The 17,035-nt window shown below is 62.3% G+C and carries 13 protein-coding genes; 8 read left to right on the forward strand and 5 right to left on the reverse strand.

Annotated features, from left to right (window positions below; all coding sequences use genetic code 11):
- Positions 1 to 193 precede the first annotated feature (193 nt).
- On the reverse strand, positions 194 to 4,024 hold the full coding sequence (locus FQ668_RS02775) for an EAL domain-containing protein (RefSeq protein WP_019438160.1): 3,831 nt from the start codon (positions 4,022 to 4,024) through the stop codon (positions 194 to 196).
- Between the two features lie 248 nt (positions 4,025 to 4,272).
- Here FQ668_RS02775 and FQ668_RS02780 point away from each other — a divergent pair, with 248 nt between their 5' ends.
- The 3 genes from FQ668_RS02780 to gdhA all read left to right on the forward strand — a co-directional run bounded on the left by FQ668_RS02780 (position 4,273) and on the right by gdhA (position 8,211).
- Positions 4,273 to 4,677, forward strand: a complete 405-nt coding sequence (locus tag FQ668_RS02780) for a hypothetical protein (RefSeq protein WP_014589627.1) — start codon at positions 4,273 to 4,275, stop codon at positions 4,675 to 4,677.
- Positions 4,678 to 4,981: 304 nt separating this feature from the next.
- The gene (gene ettA / locus FQ668_RS02790; RefSeq protein ID WP_010951931.1) at positions 4,982 to 6,649 is read left to right on the forward strand and encodes an energy-dependent translational throttle protein EttA; all 1,668 of its coding nucleotides are present in this window, start codon (positions 4,982 to 4,984) and stop codon (positions 6,647 to 6,649) included.
- A gap of 221 nt (positions 6,650 to 6,870) precedes the next feature.
- Positions 6,871 to 8,211: an NADP-specific glutamate dehydrogenase gene (gene gdhA / locus FQ668_RS02795; RefSeq protein ID WP_014589628.1), complete on the forward strand. Its 1,341-nt coding sequence runs from the start codon at positions 6,871 to 6,873 to the stop codon at positions 8,209 to 8,211.
- 164 nt (positions 8,212 to 8,375) lie between these two features.
- Here the strand turns inward: gdhA and FQ668_RS02800 are convergent, their stop codons facing one another.
- From FQ668_RS02800 to FQ668_RS02815, 4 genes are all read right to left on the reverse strand, one after another.
- A complete protein-coding gene (locus FQ668_RS02800) occupies positions 8,376 to 8,873 on the reverse strand; it encodes a GreA/GreB family elongation factor (protein WP_014589629.1) in 498 nt (165 codons plus the stop codon).
- A 67-nt stretch (positions 8,874 to 8,940) separates the two neighbouring features.
- Positions 8,941 to 9,297, reverse strand: coding sequence for a hypothetical protein (locus tag FQ668_RS02805; protein WP_019438161.1), 357 nt, complete (start codon positions 9,295 to 9,297; stop codon positions 8,941 to 8,943).
- 216 nt (positions 9,298 to 9,513) lie between these two features.
- Positions 9,514 to 11,367, reverse strand: coding sequence for a DUF4105 domain-containing protein (locus FQ668_RS02810; RefSeq protein ID WP_019438162.1), 1,854 nt, complete (start codon positions 11,365 to 11,367; stop codon positions 9,514 to 9,516).
- Positions 11,368 to 11,438: 71 nt separating this feature from the next.
- Positions 11,439 to 11,927 (reverse strand): DUF3015 domain-containing protein, encoded by a 489-nt coding sequence (locus FQ668_RS02815; RefSeq protein ID WP_003247492.1) that lies wholly within the window; start codon positions 11,925 to 11,927, stop codon positions 11,439 to 11,441.
- Between the two features lie 250 nt (positions 11,928 to 12,177).
- Here FQ668_RS02815 and FQ668_RS02820 point away from each other — a divergent pair, with 250 nt between their 5' ends.
- From FQ668_RS02820 to FQ668_RS02840, 5 genes are all read left to right on the forward strand, one after another.
- The gene (locus FQ668_RS02820) at positions 12,178 to 14,616 is read left to right on the forward strand and encodes a Lon protease family protein (RefSeq protein WP_004575710.1); all 2,439 of its coding nucleotides are present in this window, start codon (positions 12,178 to 12,180) and stop codon (positions 14,614 to 14,616) included.
- A 162-nt stretch (positions 14,617 to 14,778) separates the two neighbouring features.
- Positions 14,779 to 15,117 (forward strand): hypothetical protein, encoded by a 339-nt coding sequence (locus tag FQ668_RS02825; RefSeq protein ID WP_010951936.1) that lies wholly within the window; start codon positions 14,779 to 14,781, stop codon positions 15,115 to 15,117.
- Positions 15,118 to 15,306: 189 nt separating this feature from the next.
- Entirely contained in the window at positions 15,307 to 15,795 is a 489-nt protein-coding gene (locus FQ668_RS02830) for a TIGR00645 family protein (RefSeq protein ID WP_003247486.1), read from the forward strand.
- Between the two features lie 216 nt (positions 15,796 to 16,011).
- Positions 16,012 to 16,317 carry a DUF6482 family protein gene (locus FQ668_RS02835; RefSeq protein ID WP_014589631.1) on the forward strand — a complete coding sequence of 102 codons (306 nt, stop codon included), beginning with the start codon at positions 16,012 to 16,014 and terminating at the stop codon, positions 16,315 to 16,317.
- Positions 16,318 to 16,402: 85 nt separating this feature from the next.
- Positions 16,403 to 17,020 carry an FKBP-type peptidyl-prolyl cis-trans isomerase gene (locus FQ668_RS02840; RefSeq protein ID WP_003247482.1) on the forward strand — a complete coding sequence of 206 codons (618 nt, stop codon included), beginning with the start codon at positions 16,403 to 16,405 and terminating at the stop codon, positions 17,018 to 17,020.
- The last annotated feature ends 15 nt before the right edge of the window (positions 17,021 to 17,035 follow it).

A 17,035-nucleotide genomic window follows, 5' to 3' on the forward strand; every position in this document is an offset into this window, starting at 1 on the left:
GCCGTTTCTGGGCTGGGCGGGGGCAGGAGTTGACCTGGAAGTCCGCTTTTTATGCAGGATTGTGTCGCGACACCGTACTTGTAGGCGCGGGTTTACCCGCGAAGAAGGCGGCGCGGTGCATGGCACCGGCTTTGCCGGTGTTCGCGGGTAAACCCGCTCCTACGGGGGACCTTGCGAGCAGGCAGCGTGCGGGTCAATGGAACATGAACAAGGTCTCGTTGGAGAATTGCGCCTCGAACTGATGCGCCGGCATCGGCCGCCCGAACAGGTAGCCTTGCACCTCGTCGCAACCATGCTCGCGCAGAAACTCCAGCTGTTCGTGGGTTTCCACGCCCTCGGCGATGACTGCCAGGTTGAGGCTGTGGGCCATGGCGATGATCGCCCGGGCAATCTGCGCGTCTTGCTCGCCTTCGGGCAGGCCGTCGACGAAGGTCCGGTCGATCTTCAGGACGTCGATAGGGAACTGCTTGAGGTAGTTGAGCGACGAGTAGCCAGTGCCGAAGTCGTCTACCGCAATGCTCAGGCCGAGGTTCTTCAGGCTGGCAAGAATCTGCAGCGCCTCGTTCACCTCGCGCATCAGGATGCTTTCGGTCAACTCCAGTTCCAGGCATGCCGGCGGCAGGCCGCTTTCTTCCAGGATGTTGGCAATCCGAGTGCCTAGCTGGCCGTCGGAGAACTGCCGCGCCGAAATATTCACCGACACTTTCGGCACCCGCACCTTGGCCTTGTGCCAGGCCTTGAGCTGGCGGCTGGCCTCGCGCAGCACCCAGTCGCCCACGTCCACCACCAGGCCCAGTTCTTCGATCACCGGGATGAAGTCACCCGGCGGCACCAGGCCACGGGTCGGGTGACGCCAGCGCAGCAGCGCTTCGGCGCCGGTCAGGCGCTTGCCGTCGCCACTGAACTGCGGCTGGTAGTAGAGGATGAACTCGTTCTGCTCCATGGCATGGCGCAGGTCGCTTTCCAGCTCCAGGCGCTCCAGGGCGCTGGCGTTCATTTCGGCCTGGTAGAACTGGAAGTTGTTCTTGCCGCGCTCCTTGGCGTGGTACATGGCGGTGTCGGCGTTCTTCATCAGCTGGCTCAGCTCACTGCCATCCTGCGGGCTGAGGGCGATGCCGATGCTGGCGGTGACGAAGAACTCGCGGTTTTCCAGCACGAACGGCCGCACCAGGCTGCCGAGGATGTTCTCGGCCACGTGGATGGCGCGGTTCAGGGCCATTTCGCGGGTGGGGCGCGGTTGCAGCAGCAGGGTGAACTCGTCGCCGCCCATGCGTGCCACCGTGTCGTCGTCATCCACGCAGGCCAGCAGGCGCAGGGCCATGTCCTTGAGCATGCGGTCGCCGGCCGCATGGCCGAGGGAGTCGTTGATCGGTTTGAAGCGGTCGAGGTCGAGGAACATCAGCACCACCCAGGCCTTCTGCCGCTCGGCCTGCTGCAGGGCGTTGTACAAACGGTCCTGGAACAGTGTGCGGTTGGGCAGGTGGGTAAGGGCGTCGTAGTAGGCCAGGCGGTGAATGCGCTGTTCGCTGGCCTTGCGTTCGCTGATGTCGGTGAAGAAGCACACGTAGCTGGCCAGGTCGCCTTCGTCGTCCAGTACCGCGGTGATGCCGACCCAGGCCGGGTAATGGTCGCCGTCACGGCGCTTGAGCCACACTTCACCTTCCCAGCTGCCGCGCTGGTGCAGTTGCTTGACCACATAGCGCAGGTGGCCTTCCTGCTGTTCGTCGACAGTGAGCATGCCCGGCAATTGGTCGAGCACTTCACTGACGGCGTAACCGCTGACGCGGCTGAACGCCTCGTTGGCCTGGACGATATAGCCGGCCGGGTCGGTGATGAGGATCGCCGAGGTGGAGTGTTCGAATACGGTCGCGGCCATGCGCAGGTCTTTTTCGGCACGACGTTGCTGGCTGATGTCGCGGCCCACCCCGAGTACGCCTTCGAAGCGCTGGTCATCGTCCCACACCAGCACCAGGCGCAGCTCGATCGGGATCTTGCGGCCATCGGCACGCAGGCAGTCGAACAGGAACAGTTGGGTGGGTAACTGGCTGCACAGTTGCGCCATCTGCGCCGGATCGCCCATGGCCTTGCTGACACGCTCCATCAGGCTGTAGATGCCGGTGAGCTGGGCCGGGTTGGCGACGATCGACTGCCAGCCGTTGGCGAAGATCCAGTCGGCCTGGTAGCCCAGCACGCTCTGTACCGAGGGGCTGACATAGTTGAGCTTGAGCTGGTTGTCGGTGGAAAAGATCACGTCACTGATGCTTTCGGCGAGCATGCGGTAGCGTTGCTCGCTGTCACGTAGCGACTGGCTGGCCTCGATCTGAACGGTCACATCCTTGCCCACACCGATGATGCGCGTCACCAGGCCTTCGGCGTTGCGGCTCAGCACCTGCTCGCGGATGTCGTAGCAGCGCCAGCTTCCGTCGCGGTGGCGGAAGCGCAGCTGGCAGTGCAGCGGTTGGTCATGACCGCTGTCGCGCTGTTGCTGGCGCAGTGCCTGGTAGTGTGCGGCGTCCTCGGGGTGCAGCAGCAGTTCCCAGAAGCGGTCGCCCATCTGTGCCAGCTCGGTGCGGTCGTAGCCCAGGGTCTGGCCGAGGTGGCGGTTGCTGAAGATCATCCGCTGGCTCGGCACATCCTGCACATACAACTGGTCGGGTACTGTGCGTACCACGTCCGACCAGAAGCTTTCGCGTTCCAGTAGCGACAGCTCCACCTGTTTGCGGCTGGTGATATCGCTGATGCTGAGGATCACCGCCTGATAATCACGACGCTGCAGCGGCAGCCGGGCCATCAGCCACAGGTGCAGCTCGGTGCCCTGCGGTGTCGGCAGACGCACTTCCAGCTCCAGCAACGGGCGTTGTTCGATCAGTGCGTCGATCAGTTGCATGCCGACGCTGTCTCGGCTGTCGCCAGTGCCATCGATCAGCCGCTGCCAGGCACCTTCGTGACAGTCGATGTTCAGCAGCTGGCGCGCCACCTGGTTGACCTCGGTGATCTTCAGCTCCAGCAGCAGCGAGCGGCGCAGGTTCGGGTCCAGCGCCAGGCTGTGCTTGAGTGCGGCCCGGTTACGCAGGTGGTAGCGGTCGAGCTGGCCGGGCAGGCTGGACAGGTCGAGCACGCACAGGGCAACGCCGGTGCCTTCAAAAATTTCCTGATAGCGCCGGCGGTCTTCCTGCAACGCCCGCTGGCGGCGACGCATGTTGATCAGCGCCAGCACCGGCAGCAGGGCGCAGAACAGCACCAGCAGGCACTTGCCGATCAGCGCCGGCAATAATTTTTGCTGGGCCAGTTTGGCGTCGAACAGACCGCGTAGCTGCCAGGTGCTGTTTTCGATAAAGGCCAGCATCACGCTTTGCAGCGGTTCGTCGCTGGTGTCGGCTGCGGCATGGCGCTGCAGCACCTCGCCGCTGCGGCTGTTCTCCAGCAGCCACTGCGGGTGGCCACTGCCCTCTAGGTGGAGGGTGAGCTCGCGGTAATAGTCCGGTGACAGGCGCAGTAGCCAGTAGCCGCTACCCTGTGAGGCATCCTGGCGCAGCAACAGGTACAGGATGTGGTTGTCGGCCGAATTGGTGAAGAAGTACGGGCGTCCCTGGCTCAGCACGAGCAACTCGTCAAGCGACTGGCGGTCGGGGCTGCCGGCCAGGCTGTCGGCGCGTAGCTGCCCGGTGTTGTCCAGCCAGGCCACGCTCTGCAGGGCGGGGAGGCGCTCGCGCAGGGTGCCGAGCAGGCTAGGCAGGGCGGCAGGTGTTGGTGCATCAAGGTAGGGTTGCACCACGTTCACGGCCTGTTGCGCCTTGAGCGCCATGTTCAGGCTCAGGTGGTCGGCCAGTTCCGCGGAGGCGTCCAGGCTCTGTTTGCGCAATTCGGCCTGGGTATGGTTGAACTGGGCGAACAGCTGCCACAGCAGCAGGCCCAGCAGGATCAGGGCCAGCAGCGCCAGCGCACCCTTGATCGACCCGCGCAGGATAGTTGCGGGTGCTTGTGGGGCGGAACGCAATGACGACGGATGAGTAAGGTTGGTCAAGCGTTGATCCTGCGATTGGGCTGGCGATGGCAGGGAATGATCGTGCACGGTGCGTGCCGGCGCCGGGCTTGCGCACCGCGGTGGCGCACTATAAGGCCGGATACCCGAAACCGGCTAGCATGCCTCGGATTATGGCAAAGTGCCAGCCATGCTGACCGATGGTGGCTGCCTGGTGGTTCGGCAAGCCCCTGTAACCTGTGCGAGAATAGCGCCCGCTATACATGACAACGCATCGGAGATGTTCGGTTTTGGTTACTCACTTTTCCTCCAATGGCCTCGATTCCGCCTGCGGGCGCAGCAGTCAGACCCTTGTCAGCACTGCCGTGACCGAGGACGTATCCTGCAAGTCTTGCCAGCGCTCGCTGGGCAAACCCGAGGCGGCCGCTGCCGCAAAAAGCAAGGCCCCATCGCTGGCTGAACTGCGCAAGACCGCCAAGGTGGCAGCAGAGCCGGCTGTTGCCGTGGCGGCGGCCAAGCCGGCAGCCAAGGTGGTCAGCACTGCGCCTGCACCGGCCAAACCGGCCAAGGCGGCCGAGCAGCAACCTGCCCGCAGCGGCAGCTTCAGCGTGAAGTCCGCCTGGGCCGCGCGCCTGGCCGAGCAGGGCGACCGTTGCCGCTTGCCGCGGGGCAAGGCCAAACAGCGTCACGTCTGAGTCTCTTCGGCTGCTGTGCCGGCCCTTTCGCGGGCTCGCCCGCTCCCACAGGAATCGCGGATTCTTCAGACTCTGTGGTGACGCTGTGGGAGCGGGCATGCCCGCGAAGAGGCCGGCACAGGCAATGAATTCATCCCAGTGACCGCACTGATCACACCCCACCATCGGCCCCTCCTATGCAACGCCGCGCGTTGGCGTAGAATGGTCGACTTTGTTCAATGACACCCCGTAAACACATCCCACTGGCCACCGCGTGCCGGGGCGATCGGCGATGTCTTTACCTATCTGATTAGAGGGCTTGGTTTTGGCTCAATACGTCTACACCATGCATCGGCTGAGCAAGGTCGTGCCGCCGAAGCGGGAAATTCTCAAGAACATTTCCCTGTCGTTCTTCCCAGGCGCCAAGATTGGCGTACTTGGCCTGAACGGCGCCGGTAAATCGACCCTGCTGCGGATCATGGCGGGCGTCGACAAGGAATTCGACGGCGAAGCCCGTCCGATGCCCGACATCAACGTGGGTTACCTGCCACAGGAACCGCAACTGGACCCAACCAAGACCGTGCGTGAAGTGGTCGAGGAAGCGGTCAGCGTAATCAAGGACGCCCAGGCCCGCCTGGACGAGGTCTACGCGGCCTACGCCGAGCCGGATGCCGACTTCGACAAGCTGGCCGCCGAGCAGGCCAAGCTGGAAGCCATCCTGCAGGCCGCTGATGGCCACAACCTGGAGCGCCAGCTGGACGTCGCTGCCGACGCCTTGCGCCTGCCCGCCTGGGATGCGCGCATCGAACACCTGTCCGGTGGTGAGAAGCGCCGTGTAGCCCTGTGCCGCCTGCTGCTCTCGGCACCCGACATGCTGCTGCTCGACGAACCCACCAACCACCTGGACGCCGACTCGGTGGCCTGGCTGGAGCGCTTCCTGCACGACTTCCCGGGCACCGTGGTAGCCATTACCCACGACCGTTACTTCCTCGACAACGTCGCCGGCTGGATCCTGGAGCTGGACCGCGGCGCCGGCATCCCGTACGAAGGCAACTACTCGGGCTGGCTGGAAGCCAAGTCGGAGCGTCTGGCGCAGGAATCCAAGCAGCAGAGCGCCCACGAGAAGGCCATGAAAGAGGAACTGGAGTGGGTGCGCAAAGGCGCCAAAGCCCGCCAGTCCAAGTCCAAGGCCCGTCTGCAGCGCTTTGAAGAAATGCAGTCGCAGGAATTCCAGAAGCGCAGCGAAACCAACGAAATCTACATTCCGGCCGGTCCGCGCCTGGGTGACAAGGTTATCGAGTTCAAGAACGTCACCAAGGGCTACGGCGACCGTGTGCTGATCGACAACCTGTCGTTCTCCATGCCCAAAGGCGCCATCGTTGGCGTGATCGGTGGTAACGGTGCCGGTAAGTCGACCCTGTTCCGCATGTTGATGGGCAAGGAGCAGCCGGACTCGGGCAGCATCGAGATCGGTGAAACCGTGCAGTTGGCCTGTGTGGACCAGAGCCGCGAGGACCTGGACGGCGCCAAGACCGTGTTCCAGCAGATCTCCGACGGTTCCGACCAGATCCGCATCGGCAACTACGAGATCCCTTCGCGTACCTACGTTGGCCGCTTCAACTTCAAAGGTGGCGATCAGCAGAAGTTCGTCAAGGACCTGTCCGGTGGTGAGCGTGGCCGCCTGCACCTGGCCCTGACCCTGAAGGAAGGCGGTAACGTTCTGCTGCTCGACGAACCGTCCAACGACCTCGACGTCGAAACCTTGCGTTCGCTGGAAGAAGCCCTGCTGGACTTCCCGGGCGCCGCGATCGTGATTTCCCACGACCGTTGGTTCCTGGACCGTGTGGCTACTCACATCCTGGCGTACGAAGACGACTCGAACGTGGTGTTCTTCGAGGGTAACTACACCGAGTACGAAGCCGACCGCAAGAAGCGTCTGGGTGATGCTGCTGCCCAGCCGCACCGTGTACGGCACAAGAAACTGGCCCAGTAAGCCGGTTTTCTGATGCACAAGAATGGGGCCCAAGAGGCCCCATTTTTGTGCCTGGCGGACCGCTATAAATGGCGAAGCGTAGGTGTATTTTGTATACACTTACATAAAACGCACCAAATAATTTCAAAAAAACGACATTTCGCCCTATTCCGGTGCGATTGCTTCTTGGTACATTTCTGAAAAAAACCAATAAGTCCAATCCTCTTGGTGAGATGTCTACCATGATCGAATCTGTCGACAATTTCCTTGCACGCCTAAAGCAGCGTGACCCAGGCCAGCCGGAATTCCACCAGGCGGTGGAAGAGGTGCTGCGCACCCTGTGGCCATTCCTTGAAGCCAACCCCCACTATCTGCAGTCCGGCATCCTCGAGCGCATGGTCGAGCCCGAGCGCGCCGTACTGTTCCGCGTCTCCTGGGTCGATGACCAGGGCAAGGTGCAGGTCAACCGCGGTTACCGCATTCAGATGAGCAGTGCCATTGGCCCGTACAAGGGCGGGCTGCGCTTCCACCCGTCGGTCAACCTCAGCGTGCTGAAGTTCCTGGCGTTCGAGCAGGTGTTCAAGAACTCGCTGACCTCGCTGCCCATGGGCGGCGGCAAGGGCGGCTCGGACTTTGACCCGAAAGGCAAGAGCGACGCCGAAGTGATGCGCTTCTGCCAGGCGTTCATGAGCGAGCTGTATCGCCACATCGGCGCCGACTGCGACGTACCGGCCGGTGACATCGGCGTGGGTGCCCGCGAAATCGGCTTCATGTTCGGCCAGTACAAGCGTCTGGCCAACCAGTTCACCTCGGTGTTGACCGGCAAGGGCATGACCTATGGCGGCAGCCTGATCCGCCCGGAAGCCACCGGCTATGGCTGCGTTTACTTCGCCGAAGAAATGCTCAAGCGTCAGGACAAGCGTATCGACGGCCGCCGCGTGGCGGTGTCCGGTTCGGGCAACGTCGCCCAGTATGCTGCGCGTAAGGTCATGGACCTGGGCGGCAAGGTGATCTCGCTGTCTGACTCTGAAGGTACCTTGTATGCAGAAGCCGGCCTGACCGACGCCCAGTGGGACGCCTTGATGGAGCTGAAAAACGTCAAGCGCGGACGTATCAGCGAGCTGGCCGGGCAATTCGGCCTGGAGTTCCGCAAGGGCCAGACCCCGTGGAGCCTGCCGTGCGACATCGCCCTGCCATGCGCCACGCAGAACGAGCTGAGCGCCGAAGATGCCCGCACCTTGCTGCGTAACGGCTGTATCTGTGTGGCCGAAGGCGCCAACATGCCGACTACCCTCGAGGCTGTGGATATCTTCCTGGACGCCGGCATTCTGTATGCCCCGGGCAAAGCCTCCAATGCGGGCGGCGTAGCTGTGTCGGGCCTGGAAATGTCGCAGAATGCCATGCGCCTGCTGTGGACGGCCGGTGAAGTGGACAGCAAGCTGCACAACATCATGCAGTCGATTCACCATGCATGCGTGCACTACGGTGAAGAGGCTGATGGCCGGATCAACTACGTCAAGGGGGCGAACATCGCGGGCTTCGTGAAAGTGGCCGATGCGATGCTGGCTCAGGGCGTGGTCTGATCTGAGACGGTAATGGGCCGCTTTGCGGCCCATCGCGACGCAAGGCCGCTCCCATAGGCTCTCACAGGCTACCAAGGGTTGGATTGGTGTCCAATTTCTCGGGGGCAGTCCAGCTTGTGGGAGCGGCCTTGCGTCGCGATGGGCTGCAAAGCAGCCCCAGGGCCTCAACCCTCACCCAGAATCTCAACCACCTCTATCACCTGTTCCCCCACCGGCCGCTGCCAGACCACCTCATCACCCGGCCCAGCCCCGAGCAACGCTCGCCCCAATGGCGAACCCCAGTTGATCAAGCCCCGCCCGGCATCCGCCTCATCCTCGCCCACCAGCTGCACCAACTGCTCCTGGTCCTGCGCATCGACAAACCGCACCCGGCTACCAATCTGTACCTTGCTATGCGAAGTCGCCGCCGGTACCACCTGGGCGCTTTGCACCCGCGCGCTGAAGTAGCGCAGATCCCGCTCGGTATCGGCCAGCCGTTGTTTGTCACCCCGTTCGCCCTGCGCCTGCAATTCGCTGCGCAAGGCATTCAGCTCGGCCACCCGCGTCTGCAGCTGGCGCAGGCCGCTGGCCGTCACGTAGTTGGGCTGTTCACTGATGCGCCGCTCGACCGGCTGGTCGGCCTGGTCGGCGGCTTGGTCTTCGTTGACGAATGCTCGGCTCATGCAGGGCCTCCTTGTGCATGAGACCATCATGGCAGGCCGCCGGTTTAAAGGGATGTCCGTTTGCGACTCAATTGTGGCGATAGGCCTTGGCAGCGCCGCGGTCCTTTTCCTGCTCCCACTCGCGGTCACGCTGGTCCCAGAAGCGCTCGTGGTATTGGCGCTGTTCTGCGCTGTTCTGCATGGCATGACATTGGCGGAAGCCATCGTCCCAGCCGGTTTCGTACTGACGCTCGTGCAGGTAGCGCGGTACGTTCTTGCGGAAGTTGCCCACCATTAGCCCGGCAGCCTGGCGGCCACTGCTGCAGCCGTCCTGGAAGCCATCCGCATAGGCAGGAGGGTAACCGTGGTTGACCATCTGCTCGTGGGTGGTTTCGCAACCTGACAGCGACACCGCAATGCACACGCCGAACCAGTACCGCGACATAGCCACAAAGCCCTCCAGTTGATGGTGGAGAGTCTAGGTGGCGATTTGTCGGGTAGGTGTCAAAACAGTGTCAAAGAGTTGGTTCAGTCACACTGCTTTACTAGCCTGACTGGCCAATTCGCGGGCAAGCCCGCTCTGACAGGTACTTGCACAGGCCTCGGATCGTGTGGGGACCCTTTGGGAGCGGGCGTGCCCGCGAAAGGCTGCAAAGCGGCCTCAGTAGTGATACCACTTCAGCTCCAGCATCACCTCGTTTTGCGCCGTAGCCAAGTGGCTGAATTCCCGCGAGGCACTCAACCGAAGCCCAAGGTTCTGGCTGATCTCCCACTGCTGGTTCAGGCTTACACTGCGACGCACTTCGCCGTTGGTGAAGTAATCGCCCTTGGCCTCCAGTGTCATGTTGCCCAGCCCATTGCGCCACAGCAGCCCGCCATTGAAGCCAGCCGCCGGGGCAATGAATTGAGCGAAGTCGTTGTGATGCTCGACCCGCACCGTGCCCAAGGCAAACCCCAGCAAACCGTCGGCCAGCTGCCAGGTGCCGCCAGCGCCGCCATTCACATGGCTCACCAGCACTTCGTCATCATGCTTGCCCGGCACCCGCTCCAGCCCCCCAGCCACTTGCCATGACCAAGGCTTGAGCAGCTCGTTTCGGGGTGTCAGTGAACGGATGGTGGCCAGGTCCAGGCGCTGCACCTGCCAATCGTTGCCTTCGTACTGGCGCAGCTTCAATTGCAGGATTTCGATCTGTGCGCCCAGCGGGAAGCCATAGGCGTTGTCATTCAGGTCGTGGTAGGCCATGCGCAAGCCATATTCGGCGTAGGCGCGGTCTTCACGGGTGCCTACGCCCAACTGCCAGGTGCGCGAGTCATGGCCATCCTCGGGCAGGCCGGGGCGCTCGATCTGCAGGGGCGGCGGCGGGTTGCTGTTGATCGCCCGCAGCAACTCGAAGCTTCGTTTGGCCTGCCCTGGGTCGCGTTCCTGGCCATTGGCCCGATAGCGCTCAAGGCGATACGCGGCATCTTGCACCAACGCTTGGCGTTCGCGAGGCAGGGCCTGGAATTCTGGGCTTTGCAATTGCGCAGTGTCGGCGCTTACAGCCAGCACCTGGCGCTTTTCGTCGTGGTCGAGTGGCTCGGCCCTGGCCAGCAATTCACGTTCGCGAGAGGGGCGGTAAGTTTCGCTGGCGACCAGGCCGGAATGCTTCACGGCTTTCACCGTGTCGGTGGGAATGGCGGTCAGCGGGAACTGAGACGTCAGGTCCAGGCTCGGCCGGGCCACTTGCAGCAGCTCCAGCAGGCGATACGAGCAGTTTTCGTCGAAGAAGAAGTAGTCGAACTGGATCTGCTTCAGCTCCCAAACATGCTCGACCATACGTCCGGTTTCTTCGGGGGTCAGGTCCAGCTGGTATTCCCACAGGTCGCGGTTTTCCAGGCTGCGGTATTCGGACAGTTTTTCCTGGTAGGGCATCAGCGCAAACAGCCCCGGGTAGCCGCCCATCAGGCCTTTCCAGGCGTACAGGATGCTGTTGTCGCTGCCTTCGATATAGGCACCGAAGTTGATGGCGTAGCTCAGCAGCGTGGTGTCGTCGCTGCGAGTGTTGGACTGGTCGATGCGCAGCAGGGTGTGCCCGAACATCGACGACGGGCTGTTCAGGTAGGCTGCCGGGAAGATCAACGCGGCGCTGTGCGGGTCGATCGACTGGTACCAGGTCTTGAATTCCTGGCAGTCCGGTTGTGGCAAGTCTTGCAGGTCGAGCTGTTCGCGCAGCCAGCGGGTGCGCGCGGGGAATACGCACTGGGCGTGCTTGTCACCGAGGCTGGCCGGGGCATACAGCGCAGCGACCGTAGCCTTGAGTTCCTGGTCCGGATGGTGCGCGCCATCTTCGGCGAGGAAGAACGCATCATCATCCACATAGCTGCGCCAGCCGCCGAGCTTGGCGGTTTCGTAATGTCCAATGGCGAGCCAGTAGGGGGTATTGGCCAATTGCTGGATACGGCCTGGATCCAGCATGGGGGCGGCATGAACAGGGGCGCAGGCACACAGCGCCAGGGCAGCGAGGCGTTTGAGCATATCGGGCAACTACTTCTTGACGATGCCGAAAAAGGCGAAACCCGCCCCGGGTGGGGCGGGAGCAGCTGTGCTTAGGCCTCGGTAGCGTATTTGGCCAGGCGTGGGTCGCTCTTCAGAACGGCCAGGGTGTTGCTGTGGACAGTTTCGGCAGTGACGTCGGCGCTGCTGAAGATCTGGTTGAAGTGCTGGTGGGTGACCGAGTTGAAGTAGCTGCGGTCCTCCGGTGCTACGCCGAGAACGACGGCATAGGTGGTCAGTGCTTCGCCCTGGCCCATGGCCATGTCTTCGGAAAGCTCGTTCATCATGCCGTTCATGGCGAACCAGGACTTGCCGCCGTAGGTCAGCGAAGCCTTGGTCGAGCAGCCGTTGGTGCCGGAGGTCATGCCGAAGGTGGCGTTACCGGAGGTGCCGTTGGTGGTAGAAGCCAGGAAGTGTGCCGGCGTGCCGCGCTGGCCTTCGAACAGCATGTTGCCCCAGCCGCAGTTCGGGCCGCCTGGCGCTTCGGCCATGGCGTTCAGCGAGACCACGGTGAACAGAGTACCCAGAAGAATCCGTTTCATAGCATTTGTTCTCTTTGTCTTAACCAAGGGTCAGGGTTTCTGGCAACTCGGTTGCCAGGTCGGGAAAGCTTTTCACCCACCCGCGCAGCTTGGAGTTTAGGCACGATCTAAAGGTTGCGTTGTTGATTGCGAAAAATTTGCTGTCACAAGACTGCACCGGCTGCGACATAAAGTCCCGTGGAGCCTTGCAAGGCGCGCGCGGGCAGCGCCAGAATGCTGCGTATCTGCCCCGCCGAAGTAAGGAAACCCAATGCCCGATCCTGTCGCTGCGCGCCTGCGTCTTGCGCCTGAAGCCCTGACCCGGCGTTTCTCCCCCGAGCAGTTTGCTTTTACCCATACCGACGATCTGGAGCCGTTTCGCGGAGTTCTGGGCCAGGAACGTGCTGTCGAGGCCCTGCAGTTTGGCGTGGCCATGCCGCGTCCTGGTTACAATGTGTATGTGATGGGCGAGCCCGGCACCGGGCGCTTCTCGTTCGTCAAGCGCTACCTCAAGGCCGAGGGCAAGCGCCAGCAGACCCCGGCCGACTGGGTCTACGTCAACCACTTCGACGACACCCGTGAACCACGCGCACTGGAGCTGCCGTCCGGAAGCGCCGCCGAGTTCATCAGCGACATGGGCGGATTGATCGACAACCTGCTGTCGACGTTTCCGGCGGTGTTCGAACACCCGTCCTACCAGCAGAAGAAGGGCGCCATCGACCGCGCTTTCAACCAGCGTTATGACCGCGCTCTGGATGTGATCGAGCGCGCATCGCTGGAAAAGGACGTTGCCTTGTACCGCGATGCCAGCAACGTCGCCTTCACGCCGATGGCTGATGGCAAAGCGCTGGATGAAGCTGAGTTTGCCCAATTGCCGGAGGAGGTGCGCGAGCAGTTCCACGAGGACATTGCCCTGCTTGAGGAGCGCCTTAACGAAGAGCTGGCCAGCCTGCCGCAATGGAAGCGCGAATCGAACAACCAGCTGCGCCAGCTCAACGAAGAAACCATCACGCTGGCGCTGCAGCCGTTGTTGGCGCCGCTGTCGGAAAAGTACGCCGAAAATGCGGCCGTGTGCGCCTACCTGCAATCGGTGCAGTTGAACCTGTTGCGGACGTTGGTCGAGCAACTGGTCGATGACAGCAAGTCCGACGCCGTGGCCCGCAAGCTGCTCGAAGAGCAGTACGCGCCCAGCCTGGTCGTGGGCCATCATGCTGACGGTGGCGCGCCGGTGGTGTTCGAGCCGCACCCGACCTACGACAATCTGTTTGGCCGTATCGAATACAGCACCGACCAAGGTGCGCTGTATACCTCCTATCGCCAACTGCGCCCAGGCGCGCTGCACCGTGCCAACGGCGGCTTCCTGATTCTGGAAGCCGAGAAAATGCTGGGCGAGCCGTTCGTATGGGACGCGCTCAAGCGTGCGCTGCAGTCGCGCAAGCTGAAGATGGAGTCGCCGATCGGTGAGCTGGGCCGTGTTGCCACTGTCAGCCTGCAGCCGCAGGTGATTCCGCTGAACGTCAAGCTGGTGATCATCGGCTCGCGTCAGCTGTACTACGCACTACAGGACCACGACCCGGACTTCCAGGAGATGTTCCGCGTGCTTGTGGACTTCGATGAAGACATGCCGATGGTCGACGAGAACCTGGAGCAGTTCGCCCAGCTGTTGCGCACCCGCACCAACGAAGAGGGCATGGCGCCGCTGACCAGTGACGCGGTGGCGCGTCTGGCCACCTACAGTGCTCGTCTGGCTGAAAACCAGTCGCGCCTGTCGGCGCGTATCGGCGACCTGTTCCAGCTGGTCAGCGAGGCTGACTTCATTCGCCAGCTGGCCAGTGACGAAATGACCGACGCAGGCCACATCGAGCGTGCACTCAAGGCCAAGGCCACTCGTACCGGCCGTGTGTCGCAACGGGTGCTGGACGACATGCTCGCCGGCATCATCCTGATTGACACAGAAGGCGCGGCCATTGGCAAGTGCAACGGGTTGACCGTGCTGGAAGTGGGGGACTCGGCGTTCGGCATGCCCGCGCGTATTTCGGCCACCGTCTACCCCGGCGGCAGCGGTATTGTCGATATCGAGCGTGAGGTCAACCTTGGCCAGCCGATCCACTCCAAAGGGGTGATGATCCTCACCGGTTACCTGGGCAGCCGCTATGCCCAGGAGTTCCCGCTGGCGATCTCCGCAAGCATCGCCCTGGAGCAGTCCTACGGCTACGTGGACGGCGACAGCGCCTCGCTGGGCGAAGCCTGCACGCTGATCTCGGCCTTGTCGCGCACGCCGCTCAAGCAGTGCTTCGCCATCACAGGCTCCATCAACCAGTTTGGTGAAGTGCAGGCGGTGGGTGGGGTGAACGAGAAGATCGAGGGCTTCTTCCGCCTCTGCGAGGCGCGTGGCCTGACCGGCGAGCAGGGGGTGATCATTCCGCGTGCCAACGTCGCCACCCTGATGCTTGACGAGCGCGTGTTGCAGGCGGTGGAGAACGGCATGTTCCACGTCTACGCGGTCAGCCAGGCTGATGAGGCGCTGAGCCTGCTGGTGGGCGAGGAGGCCGGGGTACTCGACGACAAGGGGCTGTTTACCGAGGGCAGCGTCAATGCCCGGGTGGTGGAGCGCCTGCGTGAAATTGCCGAGATGATCAGCGAGGAAGACATCGAGAAGGCAGAAAAGGAACGCCTGGAAGAGGTGATTGCCCAGGCCAAACCCGCCTGAGTCAATAAACTGGCGCTAGCGGCGATGTGCTACCGTTCAGCGCCAGTTTTCCATCTTTCTGAGCGGTTCCTCTATGCTGGAACTTAAGGACGGTACAGCGTTCAGGATGGAAACAGCCTGAGGGTTTCGGGCTGAACAAGGCTCATTGGAGGGGACGCGGCCATGCGCAACCTCAGCCTCACACGCCAGTGCCTGGGCCTGGTGACCCGTATCGAATGCAGCATTCGTCCACTGGCCGGGGATAACGGCATGTGGACCCTGCTGTTCGCCGCCGGCATGGCCGGTGAACAACCCTCCGCGATCAAGGCGCAGGGCCCGTTTCATGGGCCACTGGTGGCCGAATCGGTGCTCAATGCCATCGTCGACAGCCTGACCATGCATGGTTATCAGGTGGCCGATGACCCGCAGATCTGGTGTCTGCATTTGCAGGCGCAGTTGCGGCGGATCAATGGTGAGCGGTGTCGCAACCTGGGGGATTACCAGTTTCATCCTGAGACCTGAAGAATGCCGAGGCCGCTTTGCGGCCCATCGCGACACAAGGCCGCTCCCACAGGTACAGCATCGGCTTGCTGTGGGAGTGTGGCCTTGTGTCGCGATCAGGCTGCGGAGCAGCCCCCGGGCTTTTGCTGTAACAGGTGGCTGGCTATACTCGCCGTCGCTTTTTTAGTCACCTGATGAGTCCTGAACTTCATGGAACGTATCCTCGAAAACGCGATGTATGCCTCGCGCTGGCTGCTCGCACCGATCTACTTCGGCTTGTCCCTCGGCCTGCTGGCCTTGGCGCTGAAATTTTTCCAGGAAGTGGTCCACGTCCTGCCCAATGTCTTTGCGTTGAGCGAAGCTGACCTGATCCTGGTCATCCTGTCACTGATCGACATGTCGCTGGTTGGTGGCCTGCTGGTGATGGTGATGATTTCCGGCTACGAGAACTTCGTCTCGCAACTGGACATCGATGAAAGCAAGGAAAAGCTCAACTGGCTGGGTAAGATGGACTCTTCGTCGCTGAAGATGAAGGTTGCCGCGTCGATCGTGGCGATTTCCTCCATTCACCTGCTGCGGGTGTTCATGGATGCGCAGAACATCTCCACCGATTACCTGATGTGGTACGTGATCATCCACATGACCTTCGTGGTCTCGGCGTTCTGCATGGGTTACCTGGACAAGCTGACCAAGCACTGAGTCCGCCAGGCCTCACTGCAACTCCTGTGGGAGCGGGCATGCCCGCGAACACCGGCAAAGCCGGTGCCAGCCACCGCGTGGCCTGCTTCGCGGGCACGCCCGCTCACACAGAGATCGAGGTTCAACTGACGAGTGGCGTCAGTCATGCCTTGCGCATTCTCCCTTCCTGTACAAAAAATGAGCTCTCATGCGTGGTTCCCATCGCGAGGTGCTCTCATGAACCTGCATCAGCTCAATACCGAGGCCAGGGCTGGCCATGTCGACGAACTGAACCTGATCGCCATCGAAGGCGGTGACTACCTGCTCGAGGCCCGGGTCAAAGGCCATCCTCACCCCCTGTCCGATACCCGCGGTGAACGCTTGCGCGTGCACTCGGTGGAGGATGCGCGCAAGTTGCTGCAAACCATCCCTATGGTCTCGATGAACCTGGTGCACTGGTCGGTGCAGGACGAAATGTGCGGCATGGGTACGCACCCGGAAGAAGACCTGAAGGTGCCGATTTCCCAGCGTTCGGCCTGGTAGCTGCTCGCAGCGCCCCAGTGTGCTAGGCTGCTCGCCCTTTTTATCAAGGGCGCGGCTGCATTGCGCCCTGCAGTGGAGCACGACAATGTCCGAACTCAACCTGTCTACCGACGAAACGCGCGTCAGCTACGGTATCGGCCGTCAGCTGGGCGGCCAGCTGCGCGACAACCCGCCACCAGGCGTTAGCCTGGAAGCCATCCTGGCCGGCCTGACCGACGCCTTCAACGGTGCCGACAGCCGCGTCAGCGAAGCCGACCTGTCGGCCAGCTTCAAGGTCATCCGCGAGGTGATGCAAGCCGAAGCTGCAGCCAAGGCCGAAGCCGCTGCTGCTGCTGGCAAGGAGTTCCTGGTCGAGAACGCCAAGCGTGAAGGCATCACCACGCTGGCTTCGGGCCTGCAGTTCGAAGTGCTGACCGCTGGCGAAGGCGCCAAGCCGACCCGCGAAGACAATGTGCGTACGCACTACCACGGCACCCTGATCGACGGCACCGTGTTCGACAGCTCCTACGAGCGCGGCCAGCCGGCTGAATTCCCGGTAGGCGGCGTGATCGCTGGCTGGACCGAAGCCCTGCAACTGATGAACGCTGGCAGCAAATGGCGCCTGTACGTGCCAAGCGAGCTGGCTTACGGCGCCCAAGGCGTTGGCAGCATCCCGCCGCACAGCGTTCTGGTGTTCGACGTCGAGCTGCTCGACGTTCTGTAATGCCCTGGAGGCCGG

Origin of the sequence: Pseudomonas sp. Kh14, from assembly GCF_900291005.1 — a bacterium.
GTDB classification, from domain to species: domain Bacteria; phylum Pseudomonadota; class Gammaproteobacteria; order Pseudomonadales; family Pseudomonadaceae; genus Aquipseudomonas; species Aquipseudomonas alloputida.

Excerpts from the sequence above, each read along its gene's own strand:
- gdhA (WP_014589628.1), top strand. The coding sequence starts at position 6,871 with ATGATCGAATCTGTCGACAATTTCCTTGCACGCCTAAAGCAGCGTGAC.
- FQ668_RS02800 (WP_014589629.1), bottom strand. The coding sequence starts at position 8,873 with ATGAGCCGAGCATTCGTCAACGAAGACCAAGCCGCCGACCAGGCCGAC.
- FQ668_RS02805 (WP_019438161.1), bottom strand. The coding sequence starts at position 9,297 with ATGTCGCGGTACTGGTTCGGCGTGTGCATTGCGGTGTCGCTGTCAGGT.
- FQ668_RS02810 (WP_019438162.1), bottom strand. The coding sequence starts at position 11,367 with ATGCTCAAACGCCTCGCTGCCCTGGCGCTGTGTGCCTGCGCCCCTGTT.
- FQ668_RS02815 (WP_003247492.1), bottom strand. The coding sequence starts at position 11,927 with ATGAAACGGATTCTTCTGGGTACTCTGTTCACCGTGGTCTCGCTGAAC.
- FQ668_RS02820 (WP_004575710.1), top strand. The coding sequence starts at position 12,178 with ATGCCCGATCCTGTCGCTGCGCGCCTGCGTCTTGCGCCTGAAGCCCTG.
- FQ668_RS02825 (WP_010951936.1), top strand. The coding sequence starts at position 14,779 with ATGCGCAACCTCAGCCTCACACGCCAGTGCCTGGGCCTGGTGACCCGT.
- FQ668_RS02830 (WP_003247486.1), top strand. The coding sequence starts at position 15,307 with ATGGAACGTATCCTCGAAAACGCGATGTATGCCTCGCGCTGGCTGCTC.
- FQ668_RS02835 (WP_014589631.1), top strand. The coding sequence starts at position 16,012 with ATGAACCTGCATCAGCTCAATACCGAGGCCAGGGCTGGCCATGTCGAC.
- FQ668_RS02840 (WP_003247482.1), top strand. The coding sequence starts at position 16,403 with ATGTCCGAACTCAACCTGTCTACCGACGAAACGCGCGTCAGCTACGGT.